Raw genomic sequence first — 16,465 nt, 5'->3', positions numbered from 1 at the left:
CGGAGGACAGCCAGGCGGAATACGCTGGTTATCTGCCGTCTGGGAAGGAACCCCCGGCTTCCGCACGGATTCCTTGAGGGGGCTTGAGTGGCGAAAACGAGTGAACGGTCCCAGCGTGGCGGCCACGCAGGAGCCAGCATTGAGGATGTCGCACAGGCCGCTGGCGTTTCCACCGCCACCGTTTCCCGCGCAGTGCGCGGCCTTCCCCGGGTATCTCCTGCTACCCGGGAGAAGATCCTCAGGGTCGCGGGAGAACTTGGGTATGTGGCGTCGTCGTCTGCTTCGGGACTGGCCACGGGACGTACCAGGACGATCGGTGTCCTGGCCCCCTACGTGGACCGTTGGTTCTTCTTCAAGGCCATCGAGGGCGTGGACCGTGAGCTCCACGCCCGCGGTTACAACCTGTCCCTGTTCAACTTGGGCGGCCAGCGCGGAGCGCGGGAACGGCTCTTCAGCAAGACGATGGTCTACAAGCAGATCGATGCGCTCCTGGTCCTTTGTATGTCCCTGACGCCTGAGGAAATTGCCGATCTCCAAAGGATCGAAATCCCCTTGGTCATTGTCGGCGGTCCAGTGGAGGATTGCCCCAGCATCGGGATCGACGATTACGCCGCCTCGGTGGAAGCCACCATGCATCTGTTGAACCTCGGGCATCGGGAGATCGCGCTGCTCCACGGCCAGGACGATTCCGACCTGAACTTCACCGTGCCGCGGCTGCGCGTTGACGGCTTCACGGATGCCATGACGAGCGCGGGCTTCTCGATGCCGCCGGAATGGGACATCTTCGGAAACTTCACTGTGGGCAGTGGCCAGGAAGCCTTCGACGAGCTCTGGAGCAAACCTGGACCCAAGCCGACAGCGATCTTCTGTGCCTCAGATGAAATGGCCATGGGGGCCATGTTGCAGGCACGCCGTCGTGGCGTCCGCGTACCGGAAGAATTGTCCATCATCGGCATCGACAACCATGAATTCGCCGAGGCCATGGGGCTGACAACCGTAGCCCAGGACCCCGTGGAACAAGGCCAATTGGGCACGCGCATGCTGTTGGACGAATTGGCCGGGGCCACAGGCTCCGTGCGGTCAATGAAAGCAGCCCACCGGCTGATCGTGCGGGAAACCACCGCCCCGCCGCGGCCCGAAAGCTAGGAACCCCAAAAGCTAGGAAGCCCGGGCCAACTGCCTGATGGGGATCCAGCGGGAAGCCAGCCTCCGATACGCCGCGGCCGCTCCCGTCATGTCCCCCTCGGCCAGGCATTCGATGCCGAGCCTGACGTCCATGGGCGACTCGTCCGGGTACACCTTGTCCGCCACTGCACCGTAGTCCAGTTCGACCATTGACTGCACATGGAACAACTCGAGCCATTCGGTGAGCTGGGTGAGGTCGTCCAGCATGTCCAGGTCCGGGGCTGCAAGGGCGAGGTTGGCTACTGCGAAGCGTGCCCGGTCCAAGGCATCGGTCAGTGAGGCCCAGACCCTGACCGTCAGGATGCGGCCGCCGGATTCCACGACATCCTTGCGGTCCGATTCCTGGAACAGCGAGAACCAGCTGAAGGGGATCCCCCACGTGGAGGCCCGCGTGTGCACCCGCTTCGCGTCATGACTGGCGTTGATGCGGTCGATGCGAGCCTGGTGCCGGTCGCGCTGGTCCACGGGGATGAGCAGGTCCGCGAGCGGTCCGTGGATACCTTCCATGAGGGCATTGGCCGCCAATCCTGCCCGGATGACCAGCTGGCTGGGGCAGTAAAGCAGCCGCCCGGCGTCGGGATCGTTCCGGTCTCCGGAAGGAACCCGAGTGATGCGCACCAGATCCGTGCTCCCGGTCGGGAAAGGGTCCCCGCCCTTGCGGGTGACCCGTCCGAGGGAAGCGAGCAGCTCGGCATTTTCGACGGCGGCCCGCGAGCCGCTGCGGGTACCGCTCGCCACGAGCTGCTGCCGCTGGTCCTCGGGGAACGCTTCGAGCGGTTCGTAGACGCGCAACGCCGAAGAGAAGGGCAGTCCTGCCTGGCTCCCGTATAGCTTTCCGCTCATCGCGGGCCCGCCTCCTCCGTCATTGTTGCTACTCAGTCCGTAAGCTCCACGATCACGGGAGCGTGGTCCGAGGCGCCCTTGCCCTTGCGTTCCTCGCGGTCGATCGACGCCCCGGTGACGCGGGCGGCCAGCGCGGGGGAGGCCATGACGAAGTCGATGCGCATGCCCTCCTTCTTGGGGAACCGCAGCTGTGTGTAGTCCCAGTAGGTGTAGACGCCGGGACCTGGTGTGTAGGCGCGGGCGACGTCGGTGAAACCGGCCGTTTCGAACGCCCGGAATGCCTCGCGCTCGGGTTCGCTGACGTGGGTGAGTGCGTTCGCCCTGAAGTAATCGATGTCCCAGACATCCTCGTCAAGCGGCGCGATGTTCCAGTCGCCCATGAGCGCCACCTGGGTCTCGGGGTTCTGCGTGATCCAGCCGGCGGCGTGGCCCTTCAGGGTGTCCAGCCACTTGAGCTTGTACGGCATGTGTTCGTCGTCCAGGGATCGGCCGTTGGGAACGTACAGGCTCCACACCCGTACCCCGCCACACGTTGCCGCAATGGCGCGGGCTTCCTGGACAGGGTCCTTGCCGGCCTTTCCGAAGGCGGGCTGGTCAACAAAGGTGCGTTCGACGTCGTCGAGCCCTACGCGCGAGGCGATCGCAACGCCGTTCCATTGGCTCAGGCCGAAGTGGGCAACCTCGTAGCCCATGCGCTCGAAGAGCTCCCACGGGAAGTTGTCGTCCTTGCACTTGGTTTCCTGCATGGCGAGGACGTCGCAGTCACTGCGCTGCAGCCAGGCCTCGACGCGGTCGGCACGTGCGCGGAGCGAATTTACATTCCAGGTAGCTATCTTCACAGCCACTAACTTACCGAACTTGGGACCTTGCGCATCCCCTCGCAGCAGATTGCTGCCGCAAGCCTAATGGGCGAGCATTACCGAAGAGGAGGCGCGCCTGCGGAGCTTGATGCCGGAGGCGATCAACAAAACGCCGCTGACCGCGGAGTATGTCGCGAGGAGTGCCACTACGCCCAGGAATCCCGCGCCCGGATTGACCAGCACAAAGAGCCCAAACAAAGTTGTGACCAACGCCGTCAACATCCAAATCCACCAAGCCCTGACCGTCGTCCTGGTGTCCATGGCAAGGATGATCTGCGAAACCCCGAGGACCAAGGCCCATGCTCCTATGAGGACGCCTAGTGCCGCGGCGGTAATTCCCGGCCACGAAACGGCAACGATGCCGGTCGCGACCGAGATGAAGCCGCCGATCAGGCTCCAGCGGGAGTGCCGTGCAGGATCGTAGAAGTAGTGGGCCATGTTGGTGAGCCCGTCGGTCATGGCGTACACGCCAAACACGTAGACGAGGGCAAACACCGTGGCGACCGGCAGGGAAGCGACCAGGAAGGCCAAGAGAAGGGCCAAAGCTCCCCGGAAGATCAGCGCCGTTCCTGAATGCTGAAACAACTTGCGTCCTGCGGTGTCGGACATAGGGTCAGTTTAGACCCGGCGCGGTAGCTGGGGAATGGGCCGGCACGCGTGAGGCCACCCCTTTCGTTATCGGCGGGTGTAGTGGGCGATGATGACGCCCTTGGTGGTGGTGACGGAGCCGGTGAGCTCGAACTCGGTCAGCGGGGCTGGGCCTTCGAACAGCCGCGTCCCGGTACCCAGGGTGAGCGGGTGGATCAGCAGCGTGAAGTTGTCGATGAGGCCTTCGGCGTGCAGGGAGCGGACAAGCGACGCACTGCCGATGATCGTCAGATCGTTGCCCGGCCCGGCCTTGAGTTTGGCCACCGTCTCGGCGGCCTCGCCGGAGAGCAGAATGGAGTTCTGCCAGGCGTCGGCGTTCTCCAGCGTCCTTGACACAACGTACTTCGATGCCGCGTTCATGTACACGGTGAACGGGTTGTCGTCGGCGCGGGTGCCCCAGGCGGTGATGAAATCGGTCCAGGTCCGGTGTCCGAACAGCATGTCCGCGGTTTTCGCCATGCCCTTGCCCATCTCACGGCCCATGACCTCGTCGTTGTACCTGCCGCCCCACCCACCGTGGGTGAAGCCACCGCGGGTGTCCTCGTCCGGACGGCCCAGGCCCTGGATGACTCCGTCGAGGGTGATGGACAACGTGGCATTTATCTGGCGCATGACATGCTCCCTTGCTCCTGCGGACCGCTCTCTGCGGCCCGGTCACCCCCTATACGAATGGCGACCGGCCAAATCGACACCGGCACCCGCATTTTTTCTTAACGCATCCCCTCGCGGCGGATGGCCACCGCAATCGCCGCGGCCCTTGTCTCTACGCCGAGCTTGGCGTAGATGTGCGCCAAATGCGTCTTGACCGTAGCCTCGGAGATGAACAGGCGTTTGCCGAGCTCGCGGTTGCTGAGGCCTTGAATGAGGAGGCTGAGCAGTTCGGCTTCCCGCGGGGTGAGGACCTCGTCCGGGTTGCGCAATTGCTGGAACAGCTTGCTGGCCACAGGCGCGCTCATGACGCTCTTGCCTTGGGCCGCGCCCCGGACCGCGGCGAAGATCTCCTCCGGCGCGGCGTCCTTGAGCACGTAGCCCATGGCACCTGCATCTACGGCCCTCACGATGTCGGCATCGGAATCATAGGTGGTGAACACCAATACCGCTTGCTGCTTGCTCGCTTGGAGCAATCGCTTGATCGCCTCGATTCCGTCCATGCCCTGGCCCATGGCGAGGTCCATCATGACGACGTTGGCCGGGTGTTGTTGCGCAATGAGGAGGGCTTCCTCGCCCGATGCGGCTTCGGCGACGACGGTGATGTCCGGCTGGGTGCCGAGCAACGCCTTGAGTCCGCTGCGGACCACCAAATGGTCATCGACGAGCAGGACCGAAATGGGGTTCATGGGGCGTCTTTCTTGATGGGCGACTGGTGTGCTTGATCCGGTTCTGTAACCGGCAGCGGTAGTTGCGCGGCTACGACGGTTCCCTCTCCGGGGGAGCTCTCCACCGAAAATACCCCGCCGAGTTGTTCCACCCGTTGGCGCATGGCACGCAGACCGTAGCCGCCCTTTTCCGACGGCGGAGGTACCGCAACGGGATCAAAGCCGCGGCCGTCGTCGAACACGTCCAGGGTGACGGCCCCGGGCAGGAATCCAAGCGTCAAACTGGCCTGTTGAGAGTGGGCGTGGAGCTTGATGTTGGCCGCCGCGCTTTGCGTCACGCGCATCAGGGCGTGGCGAACTTCGGCCGGTACCGGGCGGGGATCCCCGGTGACGTGGACGATCACGGAGTCGAGGTATTGGCGGGCGGCCTGTTCGAGGGCCTGGGGCAGTGGTCCGCTCTCCAGGCCAGGGGCGGAAAGTTCGTGGACCAGGCTGCGGGTGTCGGCCAGGTTCTGCCGCAGGAGGGTCCCGGCCTTCTGCACTTCCGCTTTCGCGCCCTCTTCAGGCCACGAGCGCTGCGCGGCTTCGAGCAGGAGCAGGCTGCTGGCAAGGCCTTGAGTGACGGTGTCGTGGATTTCCCTCGAGACACGTTCGCGCTCCGCGGCGATCCCGGCTGCGCGTTCGCTCGCCGCGAGGCGTTCCTGCGCTTGGGACACGTCGGCGTGGAGTTGGCGTTGCAGCGCGGCGTCGTCCTCAATGCGGTCGTAGATCAACGTGAGCAGAACCGCTGCGGCGATGGGCCCGAGCAGCATGGCGACGTCGGTGTCGCCGCTGAGGCGGAACAGCCCGATGGCCGTGGCACTTGCCGTCAAACCCGCGGCCAGATAGGCGATCCAACCGCTGAAGGCCGCGCGGGACAGGAAAAACAAAGCGAAGGAGCACCAAGCGAAACTCGGTGCGGCAATGACCAGTACGGCCCAGGCGAGCACGAGCGCCACCATCCACAACAGCCACGGTTGGTGCCGCTTGGCCAGCACCGCCACCACTGCATAGAGAACGCAGACCGCGGCCGCCAGGGCCACAGTCCAGAGATTGTCGGCCGGGCTGTGCCGCAGGACGTAGCGCACGCCGGATGCCACCATGAGCACGGCGAAGCTGAGGTGGACCACTGCATCGATCGGGCCCCGGGTGGGGCGGAAGGCAGCGGGACGGGAGGCCGTCCTGTTCGGAGATTCCGGCATTCTTCCCATGCTAGGGGCGTTCAGGTCGCTGGTCTCTCCGCCTTTTGGCTGATACCGGGAACGGAAGGGATGAGGCCGGGCACGACGAGCGCCGGATGTGGTGAGGGAGCCCTGCGGGAAGCATGGAACTGTACCCGTTGCCGACCTCCCGGAGGACCACCATGAAGAAGTCCAACAAGATCTTTGCCGCCGCTGCCGTTGGAGCCTTGCTCCTGACCGGAGGGGCAACCGCCGTCGCGAACGCCGTGACGCCGGCCGCGGCCAAAACCGCGACGGCCGCCGTTGACGTCAGTCCCTCCGCGGAAAACGTGGTCCCCCAGAACCGCATCACCGTCGGTGCATCCAGCCAGGCAGTCAACGCCGCTTTGGCGAAGTGCCAGGCCGACAAGCTTCCTTTCGTCACGGTTGCGCTCGTGGACCGCTTCGGGACAGTCCAAGCCTTGCTCCGCGGCGACAATGCGGCCGAACACACCATCGAGGCCGCCAAGCAGAAGGCCTACACCGCAGCCGCCTTCGGTGCGCCCACCAGCGAACTCGCCAAGCGAATCAACGGCAACGGACCGTCGATCGCCGACCTCCCGGGCACACTCTTCCTGCCCGGCGGAGTGCCGCTCAAGGTGAACGGCGTGTCCGTGGCGGGGATCGGCGTCGGCGGCGCACCGGACGGCGCCCTGGACGAAGCCTGCGCGGCAGCTGGTGCGGCGGTGCTAGCGGCGAAGTAGGGCCGCGCCTGCACCTCCGGGTGCCCAACTGACTTGCAGTTGTTGTCGTTATGCGGGCTGAAAACGACAACAACTGCGAGTCAGTTGGGGTGGCCGCCGAGGCTAGACTGCTTCTAGGACGCTCACGTAGTTCGCGATGCCTACGCCGCCCATGTTCTGTACGGCGCCGCGGCGGGCGTTGGGCAGTTGCATCGCGCCCGCGGTTCCCGTGAGCTGCATGGCCGCGATGACGTGCTGCGATACCCCGGTGGCGCCCACGGGGTGGCCCTTGGCCTTGAGCCCGCCGGACACATTGATGGGCAGCTTGCCGTCCTTGTAGACCCAGCCTTCCTGCACCGCGCGGGAACCTTCGCCGCGCGGCGTCAGCCCCATGGCCTCGTACATGATCAGTTCGGCGATCGTGAAGCAATCGTGCACTTCGGCGAAGTCCAGCCCGTCGATCCCGACGCCGGCCATCCCCAGCGCGCGCTCCCAGGACACCCGCGTGGCCGCGAACTCCGTAGGGTCGCGGCGTTCTGCCGGGAAGAAGTCGTTTGCGTGCCCGAAGCCCGCCAGCCGCACGGGTTCAGTAGCAGCGCCCGACGCCGGGCCGAGGGAGAGCACGACGGCGGCGGCGCCGTCGGACACGGGGGAGCAGTCGGTGCGGCGGAGCGGTTCGGCCACCATGGGATTCTTCTCGGAAACCGTCCGGCAGAACTCCTCGCCGAAGTCCCGGTGCATCTGCGCGTAGGGGTTGTCCATGCCGTTGTGGTGGTTCTTGGCGGCGATGGAACCAAGGATGTCGCCCAGACACGCTCCGCCCAGGCCCGCTCCGTAGCGCTTCTCGTAGTGCTTGGCCACCTCGGCGAAGAGCCCCGTGAAGCCGGTGGTGGAGGTCTTGCCTGCCATCTCGTAGGACGCGCCAAGGAGTGCGGCTCCCACCACGTCGGCCCCGGCGTCGGTCATCTTTTCGGCACCGATCACCAGCACGTTGCGGGCCGTCCCGGCCAAGACAGCCTTCACGCCCTGCTGGAATGCGGCGGAACCGGAGGCGCAGGCGTTTTCGGTCCTGGTTGCGGGCACATTGGCGAGGTCTTCGGACAGCTGCAGGGCCAAGGAGGACGTGAAGCCCAGGGGCTGCATGCCCGAGTTGAACTGGCCGAGGTAGATCTCATCGATGTCCCGCGGCTCAAGGCCCGAGTTCCGGATGGCCTCCGCGGACACCTGAACGATCAGGGACTCCAGCGTCTCGTCCGTGAGTTTGCCGAACTTGCTGTGTCCCCAGCCCGTGAGGAGGACGTCTTTGCCGAACTGGTGTTGCAGGCTCATGCTGTGGCTCCTTCGAGGGCGGCTTCTTCCAAGGAGACCGTGAACGCGGCCCCCGTCTTGCTTCGGATCTCCTCGACGGTGACCCCGGGCGCGAGGCGGGTCAGCGCCAGCTGCCGCCCGTCGTCGTCGTTCTTGAACAAATCGAACACCGCGAGGTCACTGACAATGCGGTCCACCACCTGGAGGCCCGTCAACGGCAGGGTGCATTCCCGGACGATCTTGGCGCTCCCGTCCTTGGCGTTGTGCTCGGTGAGGACCACGACGCGCGGTGTCCCGGCCACCAGGTCCATGGCGCCGCCCATGCCCTTGACCATCTTTCCCGGAATGGTCCAGTTGGCGAGGTCGCCGTTGCCCGAAACCTGCATGGCGCCGAGGATGGCAACCTTGACGTGTCCGCCGCGGATCATGCCGAACGACGTCGCGGAGTCGAAGATGCTGCCGCCGGGCAGGACCGTGACGGTCTGCTTACCGGCGTTGATGAGGTCAGCGTCTTCCTCGCCTTCATAGGGGAAAGGCCCCATCCCGAGGAGGCCGTTCTCGCTCTGCAGCACGACCCGTACGCCGTCGGGCAGGTTGTTGGCAACGAGGGTGGGAATGCCGATGCCGAGGTTGACGTAGTCGCCGTCGTTGAGTTCCTGGGCCGCAATGGCGGCCATCTCGTCGCGGGTCCATGCCATGGTGGTACTCCTTCGCTTGGTGGTGTTCAGACGGCCAGGGCTTCAGTGCGGGGCCGGACGGTACGCTGCTCAATGTCCTTGGCCCGGCCGCTCGCCTGGACCAGCCGTTGGACGTAGACGCCGGGTGTCACGACGTGGTTCGGATCCAATTCGCCGGGCTCCACGATCACTTCGGCCTCCGCGATGGTCACGATTCCCGCCGTCGCCACCACCGGGTTGAAGTTCCGGGCCGTGTAGCGGTAGATCAGGTTGCCGTCCGTGTCCGCGGTATGGGCGTGGACCAGCGCGACGTCGGCGACGATCCCGCGTTCGCGGACGTACGTGACGCCGTCGAACTCTTCGAGCGGTTTGCCCTCGGCAACCAGGGTTCCGACGCCGGTCCGCGTGTAGAAAGCCGGGATGCCTGCCCCGCCGGCGCGGAGGCGTTCGGCGAGGGTGCCCTGCGGGGCGAACTCGACCTCAAGCTGGCCGGAGAGGTACTGCTCGGCGAAGAGCTTATTCTCGCCCACGTACGAGGCGATGACCTTGCGGACCTGGCCGGCTTCGATGAGGACGCCGAGCCCCTTGCCGTCGATGCCCATGTTGTTGGAAACCACCGTCAGGTCCTTGACGCCCGAGTCGCGGACGGCGTCGATCAGGTCGGCGGGGATGCCGCTGAGGCCGAAGCCCCCGACGGCGATCGTCTGGCCGTCGCGCAGGACGTCTTGCATTGCAACGGCGGCGCTGGAGTGGATTTTGGCCATGGCGTTGTCCTCGTCTTTGAGTAGGGTCGCCCAGCGTCTATCCACTTTGTGGACACTGGGCTGAGTTAGCGGTCTGAAAAGGAGCATAGGGCGGTTCTGCGCGGAGGGTCAACGGCGTTCCTTGGCCAGCAAGGCTGAACTTGCACAGTGTGGACGCTACTCTTTGAAGTGTCCACATTGTGGAGGAAATCTTTGGAGAGGGGTAACGTTGCCAACTCAGCAGCCGCAAACCAAGCCGGTCCAGGGCGCCCAAGTGGTAGGCCGGGTCGCTGCGCTCCTCCGGCTCGTGGGACGCAAGCCGGAGGGCATGTCCATCGCTGGCCTGGTCCGCGAGTCGGGCTTGACCCGCCCCACGGTGCACCGCTTGCTCGCGTCCCTCGCCGCTGAAGGCCTGCTGGACCACGATCAGCGGACCGGTAACTGGATCTTGGGGCCGGAGATCTTCCTCCTGGGCTCGGTGGCGGCGGCCCGGTTCCCGGTTGAGGACCTGGCGCGGCCCAGCCTCCGCCGCCTCGCCGAGGAGAGCGGCGAAAGCGCCTTCTATTCGATCCGTCGTGGCCACGAAACCGTGTGCGTGCTTCGCGAGGAAGGCAGCTTCCCGGTGCGGTCATTCGTCTTGCACGAGGGCGTCAGGTTCCCGCTCGGCGTCGCGTCGGCGGGCACAGCGATCATGGCCTTCCTGGCGGACGAGGAGCAGGAAACGATCTTGTCCGGCTGGGAACGGCACGCCGGGGACTTCGCCGCTGGCCACACCGAGAGCGTGGTGCGCCGGAACCTTGAGCAGACCCGGATGGCCGGGTACTCGGTGAATCCCGGTTTGGTGCTGGAGGGCAGTTGGGGGATGGCCGCCGCCGTCTTCGACCAGCTGGGCCGGCCAATCGGCGCTTTGTCCCTCACAGGGATCGAACCGCGGTTCCGTCCTGAACGCCAGGAATTCCTCGGCAAGTTGCTCATGGAAGAAGCCCACCGCATGAGCTCCGCTTAACCCCTTTCAAATTAAGTTTTGAAACTCACCCATCCCTGTGGCCCGCACCTCCGAATAGCTGGCATAAGGACTTAGCCCGCAAGGGTGAAGTGCTTTCACGCCGGAATCAACCGGCACCGAATGTCAGTCCGTTTGAAGGAGAAATGTCATGCTTGCTACAAAGCGCACGTCTTTTGCGATCGCCGGCCTCGCCGCTTCCGCCCTGCTGGGCCTCACTGCATGTGGCGGCTCCGCTACCACGGCTTCACCCTCATCGGCGGCTCCGAGCCCGTCGTCCACCATGGCAGCGACCCCCTCAGCGTCGGCAAGTGCCGCGATGGACCCGAGCAAAGACCTGGTTGGCCCGGGCTGTGCAGCTTACGCCTCCCAGGTTCCCAGCGGTGCAGGTTCCGTTGCTGGCATGGCGCTCGACCCCGTAGCCGTGGCCGCTTCCAACAACCCGTTGCTCAAGACCCTCACGGCCGCTGTGTCCGGCAAGCTGAACCCCAAGGTCAACCTGGTGGACACGCTTAATGGCAGCCAGTTCACTGTCTTCGCTCCCGTGGACAGCGCTTTCGCCAAGATCCCCGCCGCCACCATCGACGGCCTCAAGACCGACGACGCTACATTGAGCAAGATCCTCACCTACCACGTCATCCCCGGCCAGCTGACCCCGGACCAGATCGTGGGAACCCACAAGACGGTTGAGGGCGACTCCGTGACCGTTACGGGAACCAAGGACGCACTCAAGGTTGACGGAGGTTCCGCCGTGATCTGCGGCGGCGTCCACACTGCCAACGCCACGGTGTACCTGGTTGACTCCGTCCTGATGCCTAAGTAAATCTCAACACAGATCATGCCCCTTAGGATTCGTCCTAGGGGGCATGGCCTTTGCGCGAAATCCGAGGGGAAATAGTGAAGCCGTCGATCGTGTGGTTCCGGGACGACCTCCGGGCCACGGACAACCCGGCGCTGCGGGCGGCAGCCGAGGACGGCGCCGCCGTCGCGCTCTATGTAATCGACGAGGAATCGCCGGGCATCAGGCCGCTTGGCGGAGCCTCCCGATGGTGGCTGCATCATTCCCTGCTTGCCCTTCGCGAAGACCTCGCCGCCCTGGGCGTGCCGCTCTTGCTGCGCCGCGGACGGGCGGCGGAGATCGTCCGGCAGACCGCGACGGCGATGGGTTCCGGATCGCTGTACTGGAACCGCCGTTACGGCGAGGCAGAGCGAACGCTCGACGCCGGCATCAAGGCCTGGGCGCGCGAGTCCGGAATGCACTCGGAGAGTTTCCAGGCATCGTTGCTGCATGAACCGTGGGCCGTCACCACGAAGCAAGGGGGGCCGTTCAAGGTCTTCACGCCCTTTTGGCGGGCTGTGTCCGGCTTGGATTTCCGTGAACCGCTGGAGGCTCCGGAACCCGGCCGCGGATTCTCCGGCCAGCTCCCCGAATCCGAGGAATTGGACTCTTGGGGATTGTTGCCGCGGAACCCCGACTGGTCTGCCGGACTGGCCGAAAGCTGGCAGCCGGGTTCGGCCCAGGCGCATGAGCTACTTGATGACTTCCTGGAGCACGGGCTGGCGGACTATTCGGTGAACCGGGATCGGCCGGACCTGCCGGGCAGCAGCCGGTTGTCGCCCTTCTTGCGGTGGGGACAGCTCAGCCCGTTCGAGGTGTGGCATGCCCAGCAGGGCCGGCGCCGGGAACCGGGCGACGGTGCGGCCGTTTTCGCCTCGGAACTCGGTTGGCGTGAATTCTGCTGGCACCAATACTTCCATCATCCGGACCTGGCAACGGCCAATTTGCGGCCCGGTTTCGACCACTACCGGTGGGCTTGGCCGGTTGGTCAGGGTGCAGGCCCGCTTGGGGAAGTCACGGAGGCCGCCGACCTCCTTCGCGCATGGCAGGAGGGCCGCACCGGGTTCCCCATGGTGGACGCCGGCCAGCGGCAATTGTGGCACACGGGATGGATGCACAACCGGGTCCGCATGGTTTCCGCCAGCCTCCTGGTGAAGAACCTGGGCATCCATTGGCAAGTGGGCGAGCAATGGTTCTGGGACACCTTGGTGGACGCCGATCCTGCGTCCAATCCTGCGAACTGGCAGTGGGTAGCCGGTTCCGGCGCGGACGCCTCGCCTTTCTTCAGGATCTTCAATCCGGAGACCCAGGCAGCGAAATTCGATCCCGATGGCAGATACGTTGGCCAGTGGATCCCTGAGCTGTCCACGGCGGACTATCCGGAGCCGGTGGTGGACCTTAAGGCCTCGCGGCGGGAGGCCCTGGATGCCTACGGCTCGCTTCCTCGTTGAGCCAGGCCACCTGGGCACGAGCTGACGTCCTCTAGAAATTAGTAGGAAGTCCGAGTATATTCGGGATCAAAGACGTCCGGGAGCGCAGTTGGACTTGCGCTTTCGAGGCCGATGGCGGGCATTCCCCCTATGCAAAGGAGCATTCCATGGTGCGCGAACTTTCCCACTACATTGACGGCCAGAGGGTCGATGGCACCTCCACGCGCTTTGGCGATGTCTACAATCCTTGTACCGGCGAGGTCCAGGCCCGGCTTCCCTTGGCCAGCGCTGATGAGGTCAGGAACGCCATTGCGAGCGCGGAGAAAGGCCAGCTCGAATGGGGCGCCATGAACCCGCAGCGCCGCGGCCGGATCCTGCTGAAGTTCGTGGACTTGGTCAACGAGCACATGGACGAACTCGCCACGCTCCTTTCGTCCGAGCACGGCAAGACCTTCCCCGACGCCAAGGGTGATATCCAGCGCGGCATCGAGGTGGTGGAGTTCGCCGCCGGGGCACCGCACCTGCTCAAGGGCGAATTTTCGGACAACGCCGGCACCGGCATCGACGTCCACTCGCTGCGCCAGCCGCTCGGCGTCGTCGCGGGCATCACGCCTTTCAACTTCCCGGCCATGATTCCGCTCTGGAAGTCCGGCCCCGCGCTGGCGGCCGGCAACGCCTTCATCCTCAAGCCTTCGGAGCGCGACCCTTCGGTGCCGCTGCGCCTGGCGGAACTTTTCACCGAGGCGGGGTTGCCGGAAGGCGTCTTCAACGTCATCAACGGCGACAAGGAAGCCGTGGATACCCTCCTCGAGGATCCGCGGGTGAAGGCTATCGGCTTCGTCGGATCCACGCCGATTGCCCAGTACATTTACGCCACGGCAGCGGCCCACGGGAAGCGCGCCCAGTGTTTCGGCGGCGCCAAGAACCACATGGTGATCATGCCCGACGCCGATCTCGACATGGCAGCGGATGCCCTCATCGGTGCCGGCTTCGGTTCCGCCGGCGAGCGTTGTATGGCGATTTCGGTGGCCGTGCCGGTTGGCCAGAAGACGGCGGACCAGCTCGTCTCGAAGCTGCAGGACCGCATCAAGGGCCTGAAGGTGGGCCCGAGCCTGGCTGCGGATTCGGACTTCGGACCTGTCGTGGCCGCCTCGGCGAAACACCGTATCGAGGGGTACATCCAGGCCGGTGTCGACCAGGGTGCCACGCTCGTCACCGATGGGCGCGACCTGAAGGTGGACGGCTACGCCGGAGGTTTCTGGGTGGGCCCCACCCTCTTCGACAACGTCACGAAGGACATGTCCATCTACAAGGAGGAGATCTTCGGCCCGGTCCTGAGCGTCCTCCGCGCAGCCGACTACGAAGAAGCGCTGCGGCTCTGCTCCGAGCATGAGTTCGGCAACGGCGTCGCGATCTTCACCCGCGACGGCGATGCAGCCCGCGACTTCGCGAGCCGCGTCGAAGTGGGCATGGTGGGCATCAACGTTCCCATTCCCGTCCCGATTGCGTACTACACGTTCGGCGGATGGAAGGCCTCGGGCTTCGGCGACCTCAACCAGCACGGCGCGGACGCGTTCCGCTTCTACACCAAGACCAAGACGGTCACCACCCGTTGGCCCTCCGGCATCCGCCAGGGCGCCAGCTTCGTGATGCCGGCCGGCAGCTGATGGCCGAGGTCCTGTTCGAGAAGCGCGGCCACCTCGGCGTCATCACCCTGAACCGGCCACAGGCCGTCAACGCCCTCACCGCCGGCATGGTGCACGCCATGCTGGAGCAGCTCACCGCGTGGGCGGAGGACGACGCCATCAAGACCGTTCTGGTGCACGGCGCCGGGGACCGCGGACTATGCGCGGGTGGAGACATCGTGGCGATCTACGACGACATCCTGCGCCGCGGAGACCGTACCGCGGATTTCTGGGCTGCGGAATACCGCTTGAACTCACTCATTGCCCGGTACCCGAAGCCCTACGTGGCCTTCATGGATGGACTGGTCCTCGGCGGCGGGGTCGGGATATCGGCCCATGGCTCAGTCCGTGTGGTCACAGAGAGGACCCGCACGGGCATGCCGGAAACTACTATTGGTTTTGTGCCCGACGTCGGCGGGACCCTTCTGCTCTCCCGCTCGCCGGGGGAGTCCGGTACCCACGCCGCCCTCACGGGTGCCCATTTAAGCGGAGCTGACGCCCTCTTCCTGGGGCTCGCGGACCACTTCGTCCCGTCCGAAAGCCTGCCCGCGCTCGCGGAAGCGCTGGAAAGCTCGACGGCGGAGGCCGCCGTCGGGCGCTTCGCGCAGGAACCGCCGGCCTCGGCGTTGTCCGGCCAGCGCAAGTGGATCGACGACGCCTACGCTTCGGATGACGCCGAGGAAATCGTCGCGAGGCTGCGCAACGCCGGCGGGGAAGCCGCTTCAGCCGCCGAGACGATCGGGGCAAAGTCGCCTACAGCCGTGAAGGTCACCCTGGAATCGCTGCGGCGGGTCAAGGGGCTCTCCCTCGACGAGGCCTTGGAGCAGGAATACCGCGTTGGCGTGCGGTGCCTGGCCGGGCCTGATTTTCGCGAGGGGATCCGTGCCCAGGTGGTGGACAAGGACCGCAACCCGCAATGGAAGCCGGCTTCCCTGGCGGAGGTGTCGCCGGCCGCCGTCGAGGGCTTCTTCGCGCCGCTCGGCGATCGTGAACTCAAACTTCATTCAAAGGAGTCCGACCATGTCTGACGCAGTTTCCGGCACCATCGCTTTCCTCGGCCTTGGCCACATGGGCGGCCCCATGGCCGTGAACCTTGTCAAAGCAGGGCATCACGTCGTCGCGTACGATCCCGTGCCGGCAGCACTCGAGGCGGCCCGTGAACACGGTATTGCCACGGTGGACACCGCCCCGGAAGCGGTCGGGGGGGCCTCCGTTGTCCTGACCATGTTGCCCAGCGGCAAGCACGTCCTGGACGCCTACCGGGGAGTGGACGGAGCGCCGGGCCTGCTCTCGGTAGCTGCGCCGGACACGCTGTTCCTCGACTGCTCCACGATCAACGTAGACGAGGCCCGCGAGGCAGCGGCCATTGCGCTGGAGGCTGGCCACCGCTCGGTGGACGCGCCGGTTTCCGGAGGCGTGGTGGGTGCCGAAGCCGGGACCCTGACCTTCATGGTGGGGGCACTGCCCGAGGACTTCGAAACGGTGAAGCCGATCCTGGAACTCATGGGCCGGAGGATCGTGCACTGCGGCGACCACGGAGCCGGGCAGGCCGCCAAAGTCTGCAACAACATGATCCTGGGCGTTTCCATGATTGCCGTCAGCGAGGCGTTCGTGCTGGGCGAGAAGCTGGGCCTCACTCACCAGGCGTTGTTCGACGTCGCCTCCAACGCCTCGGGGCAGTGCTGGGCGCTGACCACTAACTGCCCGGTTCCCGGACCGGTTCCCACGAGCCCGGCCAACCGCGACTACCAGCCCGGATTCGCCGGAGCGCTCATGGCCAAGGACCTGCGGCTCGCGGTCAACGCGCTTGAGAGCACCGGAGTGGACGGGCAAATGGGACACCTCGCCTCGAGGATTTACGACGCTTTCGCCGCCGAAGGCGGAGCCGGGCGCGACTTCTCCGGCATCATCACGGACATCCGGGACAAGTCCGCCAAGTAGCCTTGGCGGGTAGGTCATTTCCGGGGGCCCACAACGTGGGCAACCG

The 16,465-nt window shown here is 65.5% G+C and carries 17 protein-coding genes; 8 read left to right on the top strand and 9 right to left on the bottom strand.

Annotated features, from left to right (window positions below):
- The first annotated feature begins 87 nt into the window (after positions 1-87).
- A complete protein-coding gene (locus tag VLA65_RS10855) occupies positions 88-1,146 on the top strand; it encodes a LacI family DNA-binding transcriptional regulator (protein ID WP_307052896.1) in 1,059 nt (352 codons plus the stop codon).
- A gap of 12 nt (positions 1,147-1,158) precedes the next feature.
- Here the strand turns inward: VLA65_RS10855 and VLA65_RS10850 are convergent, their stop codons facing one another.
- From VLA65_RS10850 to VLA65_RS10825, 6 genes are all read right to left on the bottom strand, one after another.
- Positions 1,159-2,028: a hypothetical protein gene (locus tag VLA65_RS10850; protein ID WP_284754665.1), complete on the bottom strand. Its 870-nt coding sequence runs from the start codon at positions 2,026-2,028 to the stop codon at positions 1,159-1,161.
- A gap of 32 nt (positions 2,029-2,060) precedes the next feature.
- Entirely contained in the window at positions 2,061-2,867 is an 807-nt protein-coding gene (locus VLA65_RS10845) for an exodeoxyribonuclease III (RefSeq protein WP_284991862.1), read from the bottom strand.
- Positions 2,868-2,930: 63 nt separating this feature from the next.
- Complete coding sequence (locus tag VLA65_RS10840) at positions 2,931-3,497, bottom strand: HdeD family acid-resistance protein (protein ID WP_059388482.1); 567 nt, start codon at positions 3,495-3,497, stop codon at positions 2,931-2,933.
- 66 nt (positions 3,498-3,563) lie between these two features.
- Positions 3,564-4,148, bottom strand: a complete 585-nt coding sequence (locus VLA65_RS10835; protein WP_332602501.1) for a dihydrofolate reductase family protein — start codon at positions 4,146-4,148, stop codon at positions 3,564-3,566.
- A 98-nt stretch (positions 4,149-4,246) separates the two neighbouring features.
- A complete protein-coding gene (locus tag VLA65_RS10830; RefSeq protein WP_332602500.1) occupies positions 4,247-4,873 on the bottom strand; it encodes a response regulator transcription factor in 627 nt (208 codons plus the stop codon).
- The gene (locus VLA65_RS10825) at positions 4,870-6,093 is read right to left on the bottom strand and encodes a histidine kinase (RefSeq protein ID WP_332602499.1); all 1,224 of its coding nucleotides are present in this window, start codon (positions 6,091-6,093) and stop codon (positions 4,870-4,872) included. Before VLA65_RS10825 ends, VLA65_RS10830 begins: the two co-directional genes overlap by 4 nt.
- Before the next feature lie 161 nt (positions 6,094-6,254).
- Between VLA65_RS10825 and VLA65_RS10820 the strand changes: the two genes are divergently transcribed.
- Complete coding sequence (locus VLA65_RS10820) at positions 6,255-6,815, top strand: GlcG/HbpS family heme-binding protein (RefSeq protein ID WP_284991858.1); 561 nt, start codon at positions 6,255-6,257, stop codon at positions 6,813-6,815.
- Positions 6,816-6,917: 102 nt separating this feature from the next.
- Here the strand turns inward: VLA65_RS10820 and VLA65_RS10815 are convergent, their stop codons facing one another.
- From VLA65_RS10815 to VLA65_RS10805, 3 genes are read right to left on the bottom strand one after another with little or no spacing between them, the layout of a single operon-like run.
- A complete protein-coding gene (locus VLA65_RS10815) occupies positions 6,918-8,123 on the bottom strand; it encodes an acetyl-CoA acetyltransferase (protein WP_332602498.1) in 1,206 nt (401 codons plus the stop codon).
- On the bottom strand, positions 8,120-8,800 hold the full coding sequence (locus tag VLA65_RS10810) for a CoA transferase subunit B (protein WP_332602497.1): 681 nt from the start codon (positions 8,798-8,800) through the stop codon (positions 8,120-8,122). The genes VLA65_RS10815 and VLA65_RS10810 overlap by 4 nt, the downstream gene beginning before the upstream one ends.
- Before the next feature lie 26 nt (positions 8,801-8,826).
- Positions 8,827-9,543: a CoA transferase subunit A gene (locus VLA65_RS10805; RefSeq protein ID WP_332602496.1), complete on the bottom strand. Its 717-nt coding sequence runs from the start codon at positions 9,541-9,543 to the stop codon at positions 8,827-8,829.
- Between the two features lie 208 nt (positions 9,544-9,751).
- Between VLA65_RS10805 and VLA65_RS10800 the strand changes: the two genes are divergently transcribed.
- The 6 genes from VLA65_RS10800 (at position 9,752) to mmsB (ending at position 16,419) form a co-directional block, all read left to right on the top strand.
- Positions 9,752-10,528, top strand: a complete 777-nt coding sequence (locus VLA65_RS10800) for an IclR family transcriptional regulator (protein ID WP_332602495.1) — start codon at positions 9,752-9,754, stop codon at positions 10,526-10,528.
- Between the two features lie 148 nt (positions 10,529-10,676).
- Positions 10,677-11,348 carry a fasciclin domain-containing protein gene (locus VLA65_RS10795; RefSeq protein ID WP_059388488.1) on the top strand — a complete coding sequence of 224 codons (672 nt, stop codon included), beginning with the start codon at positions 10,677-10,679 and terminating at the stop codon, positions 11,346-11,348.
- Between the two features lie 74 nt (positions 11,349-11,422).
- Complete coding sequence (locus VLA65_RS10790) at positions 11,423-12,814, top strand: cryptochrome/photolyase family protein (protein WP_332602494.1); 1,392 nt, start codon at positions 11,423-11,425, stop codon at positions 12,812-12,814.
- A gap of 146 nt (positions 12,815-12,960) precedes the next feature.
- Positions 12,961-14,460 carry a CoA-acylating methylmalonate-semialdehyde dehydrogenase gene (locus tag VLA65_RS10785; protein WP_332602493.1) on the top strand — a complete coding sequence of 500 codons (1,500 nt, stop codon included), beginning with the start codon at positions 12,961-12,963 and terminating at the stop codon, positions 14,458-14,460.
- Positions 14,460-15,506, top strand: a complete 1,047-nt coding sequence (locus tag VLA65_RS10780; protein ID WP_332602492.1) for an enoyl-CoA hydratase/isomerase family protein — start codon at positions 14,460-14,462, stop codon at positions 15,504-15,506. The genes VLA65_RS10785 and VLA65_RS10780 overlap by 1 nt, the downstream gene beginning before the upstream one ends.
- Positions 15,499-16,419, top strand: a complete 921-nt coding sequence (gene mmsB, locus VLA65_RS10775; protein WP_332602491.1) for a 3-hydroxyisobutyrate dehydrogenase — start codon at positions 15,499-15,501, stop codon at positions 16,417-16,419. Before VLA65_RS10780 ends, mmsB begins: the two co-directional genes overlap by 8 nt.
- Positions 16,420-16,465 lie beyond the last annotated feature (46 nt).

This window comes from Arthrobacter sp. S2(2024) (assembly GCF_036662515.1).
Taxonomy (GTDB): domain Bacteria; phylum Actinomycetota; class Actinomycetes; order Actinomycetales; family Micrococcaceae; genus Arthrobacter.
This window is presented reverse-complemented; position numbering and strand designations above follow the sequence as displayed.

Coding starts and splice junctions, on each gene's coding strand:
- VLA65_RS10850 (WP_284754665.1), bottom strand. CDS start 2,028: ATGAGCGGAAAGCTATACGGGAGCCAGGCAGGACTGCCCTTCTCTTCG.
- VLA65_RS10820 (WP_284991858.1), top strand. CDS start 6,255: ATGAAGAAGTCCAACAAGATCTTTGCCGCCGCTGCCGTTGGAGCCTTG.
- VLA65_RS10795 (WP_059388488.1), top strand. CDS start 10,677: ATGCTTGCTACAAAGCGCACGTCTTTTGCGATCGCCGGCCTCGCCGCT.
- VLA65_RS10835 (WP_332602501.1), bottom strand. CDS start 4,148: ATGCGCCAGATAAATGCCACGTTGTCCATCACCCTCGACGGAGTCATC.
- VLA65_RS10840 (WP_059388482.1), bottom strand. CDS start 3,497: ATGTCCGACACCGCAGGACGCAAGTTGTTTCAGCATTCAGGAACGGCG.
- VLA65_RS10805 (WP_332602496.1), bottom strand. CDS start 9,543: ATGGCCAAAATCCACTCCAGCGCCGCCGTTGCAATGCAAGACGTCCTG.
- mmsB (WP_332602491.1), top strand. CDS start 15,499: ATGTCTGACGCAGTTTCCGGCACCATCGCTTTCCTCGGCCTTGGCCAC.
- VLA65_RS10815 (WP_332602498.1), bottom strand. CDS start 8,123: ATGAGCCTGCAACACCAGTTCGGCAAAGACGTCCTCCTCACGGGCTGG.
- VLA65_RS10780 (WP_332602492.1), top strand. CDS start 14,460: ATGGCCGAGGTCCTGTTCGAGAAGCGCGGCCACCTCGGCGTCATCACC.
- VLA65_RS10810 (WP_332602497.1), bottom strand. CDS start 8,800: ATGGCATGGACCCGCGACGAGATGGCCGCCATTGCGGCCCAGGAACTC.
- VLA65_RS10830 (WP_332602500.1), bottom strand. CDS start 4,873: ATGAACCCCATTTCGGTCCTGCTCGTCGATGACCATTTGGTGGTCCGC.
- VLA65_RS10785 (WP_332602493.1), top strand. CDS start 12,961: ATGGTGCGCGAACTTTCCCACTACATTGACGGCCAGAGGGTCGATGGC.
- VLA65_RS10825 (WP_332602499.1), bottom strand. CDS start 6,093: ATGCCGGAATCTCCGAACAGGACGGCCTCCCGTCCCGCTGCCTTCCGC.